The organism is Streptomyces sp. NPDC057697, assembly GCF_042799335.1.
Classification (GTDB): Bacteria; Actinomycetota; Actinomycetes; order Streptomycetales; family Streptomycetaceae; genus Streptomyces.
In genome coordinates, this window is sequence record NZ_JBHVJA010000015.1 from 49,850 (window position 1) to 62,915 (window position 13,066).

At 72.8% G+C, this 13,066-nt stretch carries 13 protein-coding genes; 4 read left to right on the forward strand and 9 right to left on the reverse strand.

The genetic code is table 11. The annotated features are described in order from the left end of the window. Window positions 1-37: 37 nt before the first annotated feature. The 4 genes from ACFVFH_RS30515 to ctaD form a co-directional block, all read right to left on the reverse strand. Window positions 38-694, reverse strand: coding sequence for an MBL fold metallo-hydrolase (locus tag ACFVFH_RS30515; RefSeq protein WP_383774515.1), 657 nt, complete (start codon window positions 692-694; stop codon window positions 38-40). A 13-nt stretch (window positions 695-707) separates the two neighbouring features. Beyond that, window positions 708-2,054, reverse strand: coding sequence for an alpha/beta fold hydrolase (locus ACFVFH_RS30520; protein ID WP_383774517.1), 1,347 nt, complete (start codon window positions 2,052-2,054; stop codon window positions 708-710). 81 nt (window positions 2,055-2,135) lie between these two features. Beyond that, entirely contained in the window at window positions 2,136-2,498 is a 363-nt protein-coding gene (locus ACFVFH_RS30525) for a hypothetical protein (protein WP_383774519.1), read from the reverse strand. 69 nt (window positions 2,499-2,567) lie between these two features. Next, window positions 2,568-4,289, reverse strand: coding sequence for a cytochrome c oxidase subunit I (gene ctaD / locus ACFVFH_RS30530; RefSeq protein WP_383774812.1), 1,722 nt, complete (start codon window positions 4,287-4,289; stop codon window positions 2,568-2,570). A gap of 454 nt (window positions 4,290-4,743) precedes the next feature. Between ctaD and ACFVFH_RS30535 the strand changes: the two genes are divergently transcribed. Beyond that, window positions 4,744-6,429, forward strand: a complete 1,686-nt coding sequence (locus ACFVFH_RS30535; protein ID WP_383774814.1) for a GAF domain-containing protein — start codon at window positions 4,744-4,746, stop codon at window positions 6,427-6,429. 14 nt (window positions 6,430-6,443) lie between these two features. Here the strand turns inward: ACFVFH_RS30535 and ACFVFH_RS30540 are convergent, their stop codons facing one another. After that, window positions 6,444-7,193 (reverse strand): response regulator, encoded by a 750-nt coding sequence (locus tag ACFVFH_RS30540; RefSeq protein WP_383774521.1) that lies wholly within the window; start codon window positions 7,191-7,193, stop codon window positions 6,444-6,446. Window positions 7,194-7,446: 253 nt separating this feature from the next. Here ACFVFH_RS30540 and ACFVFH_RS30545 point away from each other — a divergent pair, with 253 nt between their 5' ends. Beyond that, window positions 7,447-8,760 (forward strand): globin domain-containing protein, encoded by a 1,314-nt coding sequence (locus tag ACFVFH_RS30545; RefSeq protein WP_383774523.1) that lies wholly within the window; start codon window positions 7,447-7,449, stop codon window positions 8,758-8,760. On the opposite strand, the gene ACFVFH_RS30550 is transcribed toward ACFVFH_RS30545, so the two are convergent. Continuing rightward, a complete protein-coding gene (locus tag ACFVFH_RS30550) occupies window positions 8,711-9,385 on the reverse strand; it encodes a vitamin K epoxide reductase family protein (protein ID WP_383774525.1) in 675 nt (224 codons plus the stop codon). The two genes, ACFVFH_RS30545 and ACFVFH_RS30550, sit on opposite strands and share 50 nt — an antisense overlap. Then, window positions 9,382-9,861: a hypothetical protein gene (locus ACFVFH_RS30555; RefSeq protein WP_383774817.1), complete on the reverse strand. Its 480-nt coding sequence runs from the start codon at window positions 9,859-9,861 to the stop codon at window positions 9,382-9,384. The genes ACFVFH_RS30550 and ACFVFH_RS30555 overlap by 4 nt, the downstream gene beginning before the upstream one ends. Before the next feature lie 182 nt (window positions 9,862-10,043). Here ACFVFH_RS30555 and argB point away from each other — a divergent pair, with 182 nt between their 5' ends. Next, window positions 10,044-10,886 (forward strand): acetylglutamate kinase, encoded by an 843-nt coding sequence (gene argB, locus ACFVFH_RS30560; protein WP_383774527.1) that lies wholly within the window; start codon window positions 10,044-10,046, stop codon window positions 10,884-10,886. Between the two features lie 33 nt (window positions 10,887-10,919). Here the strand turns inward: argB and ACFVFH_RS30565 are convergent, their stop codons facing one another. Together ACFVFH_RS30565 and ACFVFH_RS30570 are read right to left on the reverse strand one after the other, a co-directional pair. Then, on the reverse strand, window positions 10,920-11,441 hold the full coding sequence (locus tag ACFVFH_RS30565) for a GNAT family N-acetyltransferase (RefSeq protein WP_383774529.1): 522 nt from the start codon (window positions 11,439-11,441) through the stop codon (window positions 10,920-10,922). A gap of 17 nt (window positions 11,442-11,458) precedes the next feature. Next, entirely contained in the window at window positions 11,459-11,668 is a 210-nt protein-coding gene (locus ACFVFH_RS30570) for an MbtH family protein (protein WP_383774531.1), read from the reverse strand. 261 nt (window positions 11,669-11,929) lie between these two features. Here ACFVFH_RS30570 and ACFVFH_RS30575 point away from each other — a divergent pair, with 261 nt between their 5' ends. Next, window positions 11,930-13,036, forward strand: coding sequence for an alpha/beta hydrolase-fold protein (locus ACFVFH_RS30575; RefSeq protein ID WP_383774533.1), 1,107 nt, complete (start codon window positions 11,930-11,932; stop codon window positions 13,034-13,036). Window positions 13,037-13,066: the final 30 nt, after the last annotated feature.

Genomic DNA, 13,066 nt, shown 5'->3' on the forward strand with positions numbered 1-13,066 from the left:
TAGCGGCTGGCACTGACAGCCGCCGGACCGGTGGCGGTCAGAGCCCGGTCGAGTCCCCCGGGGCCAGCCGTCCGTGTTCGGCTCCGCCGAGGCTTCCGATCTGGCCGTCGTAGATCGGTCGGGCGAGGTCGGTGAGCAGCGCGTCGTGGATGTCGATGGCGCGGCGCGGCCGGACCTCGCGCACGTAGTCGATGACCTCGGAGATCTTGTTCCAGGGGGCCATCACCGGCAGCATCAGGGTGTCGACCGGACGGTCGGGGACGGTGAGCGCGTCGCCGGGGTGGAAGACCGAGCCGTCCACCAGGAAGCCGATGTTGGTGATTCTGGGGATGTCCGGGTGGATGACGGCGTGCAGTTCTCCGTGCACCTGTACGTCGAGGCCCGCTGCGGTGAAGGTGTCGCCGTGGCCGACGGTGTGGACACGGCCGGGGAAGGCCGCGGAGAGCCGGTCGGCGACGCTGCGCAGGGTCCAGATCTCGGCGGCCGGGTCGGCCTCCATGGCCGCGCGCAGCCGTCCCTCGTCGAAGTGGTCGGGATGCTCGTGCGTCACCAGCAGCGCTTGTGCGCCGAGGGCCGCGTCCTGCTCGGAGAAACCGCCCGGGTCGATGACGAGCGCCCGCCCGTCCTTCTCCAGCCGGATGCAGGAGTGCGTCTTCTTGGTCAGTGTGAGGCGTACGGGGTTCACGGCGTCCATGGGTCCCATCCTGCTACGGACGGGGCCTCGTTTCCTCCTGGATCACGGTCCGGGCCACGGCGAAGGCGGCACCGGCCGCGGGCACCCCGCAGTACACGGCCGTCTGCATCAGCACCTCCTTGATCTCCGCCGGGGTGAGGCCGTTGCGCAGCGCGGCCCTGACGTGGGCGGCCAGGCTCTCCAGGTGGCCGGAGGCGACCAGCGCGGTGAGCGTGACACAGCTGCGGGTGCGGCGGTCCAGGCCCTCCCGGCTCCACACCTCGCCCCACGCGTACCGGGTGACCAGCTCCTGGAAGTCCTCGGTGAACTCGTCGGAGGCGGCGAGGGCCCCGTCCACATGGGCGTCGCCCAGCACCTCGCGGCGGATCTTCAGGCCGGGCCCGTACGGGTCGGCGCGTCCGGTGGTCCCGGCCTCGGGCTGGGGCGTGGCGGCGGTGATCTCCGCGACGGGCAGCACGGGCGCGGAGAGCTGCGGGGTGGACGGCGGGACGGGGATGGCGGCGAGGGTGTCCTGCCAGGCCGTGGAGAAGTGGGTGAGCAGCAGATCGGTGACGGCTCCCGGCTGCTCGACCGGGGCGAGGTGGGAGGCGCCGGGTACGAGGGCGAGCCGGGCGTCCGGTATGCCCGCGACCAGGGTGCGGGCGTCGCCCGGACCGGTGACCCGGTCCTCGGCGCCGACCAGGACGAGGGTCGGGGCGGTGATGCGGCCGAGTTCGCCGCGGACGTCGAAGGCGGCGAGCGCCTCGCAGGCGGCGATGTAGCAGCCGGGGTCGGTGGTGCGGACCATCTGGACGGCCCAGTCGACGATGGCCGGCTGGGCGGCGGCGAACCCGGGGGTGAACCAGCGCTCGGGCGCGGTGCGCGCCATCGGCTCCAGCCCGTTGGTGCGGACGACCACCCCGCGCTGGCGGAACTCGTCTGCGCTGCCGAACCGGGGCGAGGCGGCGACCAGGGCCAGCGAGGCGACCCGGTGCGGGTGGCGCAGCGCCAGGTCGGCGCCGATCGCCCCGCCGATGGAGCAGCCCGCGTACCCGAAGCGCTGGACGCCGAGCCCGTCGAGGGTGGCGAGCAGCCGGTCGGCGAGATCGCCGATGGCGGTGGCGGGGCGGGCGGGGGCGCCGCCGTGGCCCGGGAGGTCGTAGCGGAAGACCCGCCAGTGCGGGGTGAGCTCCGGTATCTGCCGGTCCCACATGTGCCACGACGTGCCGAGGGAGGGGCCCAGGACCAGGATCGGCGCGTCCTTTGGCCCGTCGAAGCGGTACTGCAGGGTTTCAGTAGTCGTCTCACTCACCCGCCCACGCTCCCATATCGCACATTTTCCGGCGGGAGAGGGGGTCGGGCCCTCGCGGGACCTCCGCATGCGTGTGCCGGCGGACGAAGATCCTCCACATCCGCCGACACCTCTCGCCCGCGGGTCAGGTGCCGGCGGGGGCGGCCCGCCTCATCGCTCGTCGTCGGCGGCCCCGGCCGGGTCTCCGGTCCGTACCGGGAAGAGGGTGGACCAGCGTGCTTCCGCCTCGCGCCGCTCCTGGCCCCGGCGCAGCCGGGCCCGGACGGTCAGGGACGCCACGGCGGCGGTGCCCGCGAGCGCCGGCGGCACGGCCACGACCGGTGCGACCGGGAGGAGCAGCAGGACCATCGTGAGGGCCGCCGTCGCCCACGCGGTCAGCACGGCGGCCGCGGCGGGCCGCCGGGAACCCGGGCGGTCCTGGCCCGCCCGCAGATCGACGTAGGCGGGCAGGTACCAGACGTTGCCGGAGGCGAGGAACGCCGCGGCACCGACCGCCAGAACACCGTGGGACATCTGCAGCACTCTCCTGAGGACGGGGCTTGCGGGGACGGGGAGTCGCGGGGAAGGGGATCGCCGGAAGGGTCAGTGCGGTGCGGCGGGTTCGAGTTCCAGTGCGGCGATCTCCGGGTGGTGCAGGTCCAGGGCCGGGGACTCGCTGCGGATCCGGGGCAGGGAAGCGAAGTTGTGCCGGGGCGGAGGGCAGCTCGTGGCCCATTCCAGGGAACGGCCGTATCCCCAGGGGTCGTCGACGGTCACCTTCCTGCCGTACTGGCTGGTCTTCCAGACGTTGTAGAAGAAGGGCAGGAAGGACAGCCCGAGGAGGAACGAACCGATGGTGGACAGGGTGTTGAGGGCGGTGAATCCGTCGGCGGCGAGATAGTCCGCGTACCGGCGCGGCATTCCCTGGGCCCCGAGCCAGTGCTGTACGAGGAACGTGAGGTGGAAACCGACCGTCAGTACCCAGAAAGTGATCTTCCCCAGGCGTTCGTCGAGCATCTTCCCGGTGAATTTCGGCCACCAGAAATGGAATCCGGCGAACATCGCGTACACGACCGTGCCGAAGAGCGTGTAGTGGAAGTGGGCGACGACGAAGTACGAGTCGGAGACGTGGAAATCCAGTGGCGGTGAGGCCAGGATGACGCCGGTCAGTCCACCGAAGACGAAGGTGACCAGGAATCCGGTGGTCCACAGCATCGGTGTCTCGAAGGACAGCGATCCCTTCCACATCGTGCCGATCCAGTTGAAGAACTTCACCCCGGTCGGTACGGCGATGAGGAAGGTCATGAAGGAGAAGAACGGCAGCAGGACACCGCCGGTCACATACATGTGGTGGGCCCAGACCGTGACGGACAGTCCGGCGATGGCGATCGTGGCGGCGACGAGACCGATGTAGCCGAACATCGGTTTGCGGGAGAAGACCGGGACGATCTCGGAGACGATTCCGAAGAACGGCAGGGCGAGTACGTAGACCTCGGGGTGACCGAAGAACCAGAAGAGGTGCTGCCACAGCAGGGCGCCACCGTTGGCGGGATCGAAGATGTGCGAGCCGAACTTCCGGTCCATTTCCAGTGCGAGCAGCGCCGCGGCCAGGACCGGGAAGACCAGGAGGATGAGTACGGCGGTCAGCAGGACGTTCCAGGTGAAGATCGACATCCGGAACATGGTCATTCCCGGGGCCCGCATGCAGATGATGGTGGTGATGAAGTTCACCGCTCCGAGAATGGACCCGAATCCGGAGAGCGCCACGCCCATGATCCACATGTCGGCGCCGATCCCCGGTGAATGCGTGGCGTCGGACAACGGGGCATAGGCGAACCATCCGAAGTCGGCCGCGCCCTGCGGAGTGAGGAATCCCGCGGCGGCGATGAGCGAGCCGAAGAGGAACAGCCAGTACGCCAGCATGTTCAGCCGGGGGAACGCCACGTCGGGGGCGCCTATCTGAAGCGGCATGAGCCAGTTGGCGAACCCCGTGAACAGCGGCATCGCGAAGAGCAGCAGCATCACCGAACCGTGCATGGTGAATGCCTGGTTGAACTGCTCGTTGGAGATGATCTGCGTTCCGGGACGGGCGAGTTCGGCACGCATGACGAGTGCCATCGCGCCGCCGATGAGGAAGAAGACGAACGCGGTGACGAGGTAGAGCGTTCCGATCTGCTTGTGGTCGGTCGTGGTGAGCCACGAGACGACGATCCGCCCGCGCGACGGACGGCCCTTCCCGGCGGGGCGCGGGTCGGCGGTGGCGGCTCCGGGGCCGGGGGGCCTGGGCCCCTGTGCGGGGGCGGCTCGATTGCCCTGCGTTTCCATTGCGTCCACCGGACCGTGTCCTCCAGCTCTTGCGGTTCTTCGAGCGCTCCCCGGCCGCACGGGCGGCGGAGGGGAGCGGTCGGAAAGGTCCGGTGGATCACGAGGGGACGGGACCGGACCTTCCCGGCCGCACCATGCTGGCCGCGCCCGCGGCCGCCCTCCAGGGACCGACGGGGTACGTTCCGCCGGGCCGACCGGCCCTGTCTCCGGGGCGTCGGGGAGCCGTCCGGCCCCTCGGACCGGCGGACGCACGGCCCGGCCCGCCCGGAGGCTGCCGTAGGCTGACCGGCCGTGGACCGGTCCCAGCCCTGCGGTGATCCGGTGAGCGACTTCCCGGCCTACGGCACACGGACCCTGAGAGCGGCGCCCGATGACAGAGACAGCACCCGGGGCCCTGCCCGGCTCCCCCTGCGCCGGCCCGGTGGCCTGGCCCGAGCCCGGCGGGCCTGACCGGATGCGCAGCCTGCTCGACGCCGTGATGAGTCTGGGGCGGGGTCTGGAACTGCCCGAGGTGCTGCGCGGGATCGTGGAGGCCGCGGTGAGCCTGACCGACGCGGAGTACGGAGCGCTCGGCATCGTCGGGGACGGGCAGACGCTGCTGGAGTTCCTTCCGGTCGGCATATCGGAGCAGCTCGCCGCCGTGATCGGGCGGACGCCGTGCGGGCGCGGCATCCTCGGTGAGCTGATCCACCACCCGGAGCCGCTGCGGCTGACCGATCTCAGCAGCCATCCGCGCAGCTTCGGCTTCCCGCCCCACCATCCCCCGATGCGCACCTTCCTGGGGGTGCCGGTGCGGGTCCGGGACGAGGTGTTCGGCAATCTCTACCTCACGGAGAAGCGGGGCGGGGCGAGCTTCGACGCCGACGACGAGGCGGTGCTGACGACCCTGTCGATCGCGGCCGGGGTCGCCATCGACAACGCCCGTATGTACGACGAGAGCCGTCGCCGGGAGCGTCGGCTGGAGGCGCTGGGCGAGATCACCCGCACGCTGCTCTCCGGGACCGACGCCGACGAGGTGCTGCATCTGATCGCCGAGCGGGCGATGGAGGTGGCGGGCGCCGACCGGGCCGCGATTCTGCTGCCCACGCCTCCCGCGCCCGTCTCCAGGGCCGCGGAGACGCCCGCCGCCGAGGCGCGTCTGACGGTCGTCGTCGCCCATGGCAGGGACGCCGAGCGGGTGACCGGGCTGTCCGTGCCCGCGCGGGGCTCGCTGGCCGGGCTCGCCGCCCGTACGGGGACCCCGGTGCACTGCGCCGATGTGCGTACCGATCCCCGGGCCCACCCGTTCGGCGACGGTGCCGAGGACGGACTCGGTCCGGTGGTGACGGTGCCGCTGCGGGTCGACGCGGAGACCCGGGGCGCCCTGCGGCTGGGGCGGCCGGTGGGCCGTCCTCCGTTCGACGACACCGAGGTCGCGCTCGTCTCGGGCTTCGCCGACCAGGCGGCCATCGCCCTGGAACTGGCCCGCAGGCGGGCCGAGTCCGAGGAGCTCGCCGTGATGCACGACCGGGACCGGATCGCCCGCGATCTGCACGATCTGGCGATCCAGCGTCTCTTCGCGACCGGGATGACGCTCCAGAGCACCACCCGGGCCATCGCGGACCGGCCGGACGCGGCCGAGCGGGTCAGCCGGGCGGTGGACGATCTGGACACCACGATCCGGATCATCCGGTCCACCATCTTCGATCTGCGGACGGCGGACGCCCCGGGCCGCGGCGGGCTGCGGCAGCGGATGGGGGAGACCGCCCGCTCGGCGGCGCACGCCCTGGGCTTCCGGCCCTCCCTGCGGATCGACGGGCCGGTGGACACCACGGTCCCGGACGAGCTGGCCGAACACGTGGTGGCGGTCGCCGCCGAGGCGGTCTCCAACGCCTCCCGCCATGCCCGTGCCACGCGGATCGGCATCGTGCTGTCGGCGGACGACGCGGTGACCCTGACCGTCACCGACAACGGCATCGGGATCCCGGACGGTGCCGCGCCCGGGAACGGGGCGGCCGATCCCGGTGACCCGGTGGCCGGTCGCCCCGGGGGGCTGGCCAACATGCGGACCCGGGCCGAGCTGTGCGGCGGCACCCTGGCCGTCGAACGGCCGGCGGACGGCGGCACCCGGATCGTCTGGCGGGCGCCGCTCCACGACTGACGCCCGCGCGTCCGTCAGCCGCGCGGGGCGGGGGGCCACCCCTGACGGTCCTTGATCCGGCCGACGAGCATCGCGGCCTGGATCCGGCGGCCCACGCCCAGTTTGGCGAGGATCGAGGAGATGCGGTTCTTCACGGTCTTCTCGGCCAGGAAGAGGCGCTCCGCGATCTCGCGGTTGGTGAGGCCCTCGCCGATGAGATCGAGGATCTGCCGCTCCCTGGGGGTGAGTCCGTCCAGCTCCGACGTCTGCGACGCCTCGGCGGGCGGGTCCTCGGTGCCCCGCAGCCGCGCCATCACCCGGGCGGTCGTCCGCGGATCGAGCATCGAGGTGCCCGAGGCGACCCGGCGTACGGCGGTGATCAGATCGGCTCCGTTGATCTGCTTGAGCACATATCCCGCCGCGCCCGCCATGATGGCGTCGAAGAGCGCCTCGTCGTCGTCGAACGACGTCAGCATCAGGCAGGCGAGCTCGGGCATCAGGGCGCGCAGCTCCCGGCACACCTCGATACCGGCGTGGTCACCGCCCCGGTCGTCGCCGAGGCGTACGTCCAGCACGGCGACCTGCGGCGCGCAGGCCGGTACGCGGGCCAGTGCCTCCCGGGCGTCGGACGCCTCGCCGACGACCTCGATGTCGTCCTCGGCCTCCAGCAGATCGCGTACGCCGCGCCGGACGACCTCGTGGTCGTCGAGGATGAAGACGCGTACGGGGGCCGCGGACGGCGGCGTGGCCGTGCTCGACGGGGTCGTGCTCGGTGGGGTGTTCACGGACTCGTTCACATCGTGCTCGATCGTTTCGGGGAGAGGGCCGGGATCAGTATGTGCGGGTGCGCGGAGCCGCCCCCGCCGGGGTGCCACAGCACGGTGAACGGCATCTGAACAGGGCCGAAAGGCCCTGTGGCCAGGGGCCGGTCAGCGGGTGGGGCGCGGTGCCATACTGACGCCGCCGAGATCGACCGGGCGCCACGGACATCTCCCTTCCCGGCCACCCCACTGCGCTGCACCGAGGAGCAACCGGCCCATGAACACCCCGAGCGAGGACTACCACGCGCTGCTCGCACGGCATGACGCGATGCGGCTGCGGCGACGCATGCTGGCCCCCTCCGGCAGCCGTGCCGGAGAGTGGAGCGCCGAGGCCCCGCAGCCCTACGACGGCACCGCCGACCAACTGCTGATCAGCGATTCGCTGTTCCTGGTCGACCCGTTGGAGGAGCTGATCGCCGAGCTGTACCGGATCCTGTTCGAGCGGCACCCGTATCTGCGGTCGCTGTTCCCCGAGTCGATGGCGTTCCAGCGGGCCCATCTGGCCCAGATCTTCCGCCATCTGATCGGCAATCTGCACCGCACGGACGAAATGATCGGCGTCTTCGCGCAGTTGGGCCGCGACCACCGCAAGCTCGGGGTGCGGCCCGCGCACTTCGAGGCCTTCGAGGCGGCGCTGATCGAGGCGTTGCGGGTGCGCGGGGGCGTGCGGTGGACCCGTCCGATGGAGCAGGCCTGGCTGCGGATGCTGCGGCTGGCCGTCTCGGCGATGGTCCGGGGCGCTGACGAGGCCATCGCCGAACCGCCCAGCTGGGAGGCGACGGTGACCTCGCACGAACTGCGCGCGCCCGGTCTCGCGGTGCTGCGGGTACGGCCCCATCAGCCCTACGCCTTCGAGGCCGGGCAGTACGCGTCCCTGGAGTCGCCGCTGCTGGAACAGGCCTGGCGGCCCTACTACCTGGCCCGCGCCCCGCATCCGGACGGCGAGCTGGAGTTCCACGTACGGGCCCATGGCGCCGACGGCGTGAGCGACGCGCTGGTGCACGGTACGCGGGAGGGCGGCGCGGTCCGGCTCAGCGCCCCGCGCGGCGCGCTGGCCCTGCCGGACCACCCCGGGTCCCCGGACCTCCTGCTGATCGCCTCCGGCACGGGCTGGGCCCCGATGAAGGCGCTGCTCCAGCGGATCGACGCCGACCGGTCGCGTACCCACCGGGTGCGGCTGCTGCTGGAGTCCACCGAGGAGATGTACGACGCGGCGTACCTGGAGGCGTTCCGGCGCGGGCGTCCCTGGCTGACCGTCATCGCGGCCGACACGGAAGGCGCCCGCTTCGCGGGTCCCGGGCTGCGGGCCCTGAACGGCATCCTGCCCCCGCAGCCGGGCGCCGCGGCCCGGCAGCACGCCTTCGTGGCCCTGTCCCCCGAGGCCGGTACGGCGGGGCCGGCCCAGGCCGTCTCGGCGCGGCTGGCCGCCGCCGGCGTACCGGCCGGGCAGATCCGTCACGACGCCACCGGCCTGGTCGCGGTCACAGGAACGTCCGCCAGTACGACCAGAACCGGACTGCTATCAGCATGACGATGGCCAGGCACCAGGTCACCGGCACCACGAGGGGGAACTCCAGCACCGCCGCGACCAGGGCGCGCGGTGCGGGCAGGACGCCGTGGCGCAGGTTGTGCACGGTGGTGTGCCAGAACATGACGATGGTGACCACCCACACCAGCACGCACCACAGACAGAGCGCACCGATCTCGAACAGGGCCTGGGTCATCAGCCACATGCAGAAGCCGACGCCGAACAGCATGCCGAGGTTCAGCCCGCGCCAGTACCAGCGCCGGTAGCGCGCGCCCGCGAGCAGGCCCGCCCCGGCCCCCAGCACCACCGCGAAGGCGACCAGTCCGATCAGCGGGTTGGGGAAGCCGAACGCCGACGCCTGCTCGCTGCGCATCACGCTCGTGCAGGACACCACGGGGCTCAGCGAGCAGGCGGGCACGAAGCCGGGGTCGGCGAGCAGTGCGAACTTGTCGATCGTGATGACGGACGAACCGAGCAGCCCGAGCGCGGCGGTGACGACCAGCAGCCACGCGAACCCGCGTACGGCCCCGGCCCGTTCCTCTCCGCCGTCCGCCCCGGGCGCCCCGGCGCGGGCCCGCTCACCGGGCCCGGCTCCCACCGACCCCGTGCCACTGCCCGGCCGCCTCATTCCCGGCCCCGCACGGAACCGTCCGGCCAGACGACCTCGACCCGGATTCCCCGGGCCCGCGCGAAGGCGACCAGGTGCGCGGTGGCGTCCCGGCCGTCCGAGGGCGAGCCGTCCCACACGGCGAGCACGGTCCGGCAGGTCTCCACCAGCCGTTCGTCGGCGCCCACGCACGCGTCGCGGTCGGCCGGGTCGAAGGCCAGCAGCCTCACGTGTTCGGCCAGGACGAGCAGTTCGCCCGCGGCCGACCGGTCGCGCGCGGGCAGCACGGCGGGGACCGCGCCCTGCGCCGGCAGCAGCACCGTCAGCTTCCGCCCGGCCTCCCGGGCCGCCCTCCCGAACACCACCGGCAGCCCCGCGCCGACCCGTACCAGTGCGGCGGCGCTCTCCGCCAAGCGGTCCAGCCGCGCTCTCAGTTCGGCCTCCACCAGCTCCAGGGTCCTGTTGCCGAGGTCCCTGTGCCCGACGACTGCGATCACCATGTTTCCCTCCCGCGCGCGCCCGCGGCGTGCTGCCTCGCAGTGAACCCATCGCGGGTGCGGCCCCGCTAGGGCCGATCGGCCCTGCCGGGCGGAGACCGGTGGGCCCGGTCGGAAGGGGTGCGGCAACTCCCCTCATCCATAAGGAATCGCAACAAATTAGGTTAGGCTAAGCTAAGCGAGTGAACAGGGTGCGAGGCGGCGCGGTCGTCGTCAAGTTCGGCGGGAACGCCATGGTGGACACGGACCTGAAGCGGGCGTTCGCCGAAGACGTCGTGGAACTCCGGCGCGAGGGGCTGCGCCCGGTCGTCGTCCACGGGGGCGGGCCGCAGATCAGCGCGATGCTCGGCCTCCTCGGCCTGGAGTCCCGCTTCGAGGCGGGGCTGCGCGTGACCACTCCGGAGACCATGGACGTGGTGCGCATGGTGCTCAGCGGCCGGGTCCAGCGGGAGCTGGTCGGTCACATCAACGAACACGGCCCCTTCGCCGTGGGGATGACCGGCGAGGACGCGCACACCCTGACCGCGGTGCGGCGGCCCGCGTGGGTGGACGGACGGCCGGTGGACATCGGGCTCGTCGGCGACGTCGTGGACGTGAACCCCGCGATGGTGCACACGCTCCTGGATCAGGGGCACATCCCGGTGATCTCCCCCGTGGCGCGTGGCGAGGACGGGCAGATCTACAACGTCAACGCCGATCTGGCGGCCTCGGCCCTGGCGGTGGCCCTCGGCGCCGAGCGCCTGGTGGTGCTCACCGATGTGGCGGGGCTGTACGCGGACTGGCCGCACAGCACCGAGGTGATAGGGCGGTTGACCGCCGACGCGCTGGACGGACTGCTGCCGGGGCTGGCGAGCGGGATGCGGCCGAAGATGGAGGGCTGTCTGAGGGCGGTCCGCGGCGGGGTGCCCCGGGCCCATGTGCTGGACGGCCGCGTTCCGCACGCGGTGCTGCGCGGCGTCCTCGGCGAGACCGGCCCCGGCACCACGGTGGTCGCCGACAGCGATCCGGTCGCCGTCACCCGGTGACGGCGGCGGCCGGCGCCGCGGGCGCGCCGGCCGTCACAGGGTCCTGCCGAGGATGCGGGCATCGCGCCGGGGGTCCAGGGACCGCACCCAGGCCGAGGGCGCCCGGCGCGCGGCCACGGGCGCGAAGCCGTAGCGCAGGAACAGGTCACCGCCGCCGGTCGTCGCCGCGAACAGCGCACCGAGCGACCGGGCGTGCGCCATGGCCAGCGCGGCACGCAGGAGCCCCGCTCCCACCCCGCTCCCCTGCCGGTGCCCGGCCACGCAGAAGTTGTACAGCACACCCACGGATCCACGCCCCTCGCCGGGGGCGGCCGGGTACACCCGCAGGCCGACGGAGCCCTCGACGGGACCGCCGGGGAACCGCGCCACGAGGAAGTCGGCCGCCTGGGCGGCGTAGAGCGGGACGGGCCGCTCCCGCAGCGCGCCCGAGCGCACGAACGGCCGGGACAGCGCGGCGAGTTCGGCGGCGTCCTCCGCACGGGCCGAGCGTATGGAGTACGACGGCGCGGGGAGCGCGGGCGGCGGCGGGGCGGGCTGCGGCGATGCCGTGATCAAGACGTTCCCTATGTGGTTCAGTCGGTGGACGCCACGAGGGAACGGGGCCGCAGATCGGTCCAGTTGGTCTCGATGTACTCCAGGCACGCCTCCCGGGTGTTCTCCGCGAAGGCGGTCGTCCAGCCCCCGGGGACCTCGGCGAAGGACGGCCAGAGCGAGTGCTGTCCCTCGTCGTTCACCAGGACCAGGAAGCGGCCTTCGGGGTCGTCGAACGGATTGGTGCTCATGTGTCGGTGTCTCCTCGGGCCCGACGGGCCGATGCGGGCCGCGTCGTGACCGTACGTCGGATCGAGAGGTGGAGCAGAAGGAAGAGGCCAGCAACCTTAGGTTAGGCTCACCTAATGCAGGATGAGCCTAACTCCTCCCCCTCCCTCTCACAAGGAGACGTCCATGCGCCTGGTGATCACACCGGCACGTCCCGGGGGCAGTACGAGCGCGCCCCCGGGAACACCCCTGCGGACCACGGCCGGGCGCCGCACGGACCGGCCATGACGGAACCCGGTCCCGCGGCCCACGAGGAGCATCCCTTCGCCGCGTTCGGACTGCCGGGCCGCCCCGGCACCGACGCGTTCTGGGCGGCCGCCCGGACGCCCGTCGCGGTGCCCGCGGACGACGGCGGCTGGCGGACCCTGTTCCTGTGGCGCGGCTCCGAGTCCTGCCTCGACTTCGAGAGCTGGTCGCCGCCGGTCCCCCTGCGCCGGTGGGCCGGTACGGACTGCTGGTACGCCGAGGTGCGGATGCCCGCGCGGCTGCGGGTGACCTACCGGATCGTCGCGGACGGGGCGGCGCACGCGGATCCGTACAACCCGGCCGGCGCCGGGGCCGACCGGTCCATCGCCGCGACCCCCGACGCCCCGGACCAGCCGCACTGGCCGGTCGTCGGCGCCGACGACGTCCTGCCGCTGCCCCGCACCCGGCTCCGCTGGAGCAGCGAACGGCTCGGTGGGCGGCGCACCGTGCGGGTGCACCCGGCGGGCGGCGGCGGGCCGGTGGTGCTGCTGCTGGACGGGGACGACTGGCTGTACCTTCACCCGGCCATGACCGCGTTCGACTCGGCGGTCGCGGCCGGCGAGCTGCCTCCCGTCACCCTCGTGTTCCTGCCCGCCAAGGACCGACAGGCCGAGTTCGGGTGCAGGCCCGAGCTCTGGGAGGCGGTCCGGGACGAACTCCTGCCGCTGGTCGCGGATTCGGGCGTACCGGCCGACCCTGACCGGCTGGTGGTCGCCGGGCAGAGCCTGGGCGGGCTGAGCGCGCTGTACGCGGCGCTGGAGTTCCCGGAGCTGGTCTCGCGGATCGCCGTCCAGTCGGCGTCCCTCTGGTGGACGCCCGGGGCCATGGAGCTGGCGGACCCGCTGGGCGGCCCGGTCGGCGGCATCCTCGCCGACCGGCTGCGCCGGAGCCCCGACCTGTCCGGACTGCGGTGCGCGTTCGACGTCGGCGAGCACGAGACGCGGATGCTGCCGCACTGCGAACTGGCCGAGGTCCTGACCGAACGGGCCGGCGCGGCGGTGCGGGTCTCCCGCTCGGCCTCGGACCACGACCGGGCGGGCTGGCGGCACGCCCTCCTCAGGGATGTGGCCTGGGCCCTCGCCTGAGGGAGGACCGGGGACGGACCACGGCCCGTC

Excerpts from the sequence above, each read along its gene's own strand:
- ACFVFH_RS30515 (WP_383774515.1), bottom strand. The coding sequence starts at position 694 with ATGGACGCCGTGAACCCCGTACGCCTCACACTGACCAAGAAGACGCAC.
- ACFVFH_RS30520 (WP_383774517.1), bottom strand. The coding sequence starts at position 2,054 with ATGCGGAGGTCCCGCGAGGGCCCGACCCCCTCTCCCGCCGGAAAATGT.
- ACFVFH_RS30525 (WP_383774519.1), bottom strand. The coding sequence starts at position 2,498 with ATGTCCCACGGTGTTCTGGCGGTCGGTGCCGCGGCGTTCCTCGCCTCC.
- ctaD (WP_383774812.1), bottom strand. The coding sequence starts at position 4,289 with ATGGAAACGCAGGGCAATCGAGCCGCCCCCGCACAGGGGCCCAGGCCC.
- ACFVFH_RS30535 (WP_383774814.1), top strand. The coding sequence starts at position 4,744 with ATGCGCAGCCTGCTCGACGCCGTGATGAGTCTGGGGCGGGGTCTGGAA.
- ACFVFH_RS30545 (WP_383774523.1), top strand. The coding sequence starts at position 7,447 with ATGAACACCCCGAGCGAGGACTACCACGCGCTGCTCGCACGGCATGAC.
- ACFVFH_RS30550 (WP_383774525.1), bottom strand. The coding sequence starts at position 9,385 with ATGAGGCGGCCGGGCAGTGGCACGGGGTCGGTGGGAGCCGGGCCCGGT.
- ACFVFH_RS30570 (WP_383774531.1), bottom strand. The coding sequence starts at position 11,668 with ATGAGCACCAATCCGTTCGACGACCCCGAAGGCCGCTTCCTGGTCCTG.
- ACFVFH_RS30575 (WP_383774533.1), top strand. The coding sequence starts at position 11,930 with ATGACGGAACCCGGTCCCGCGGCCCACGAGGAGCATCCCTTCGCCGCG.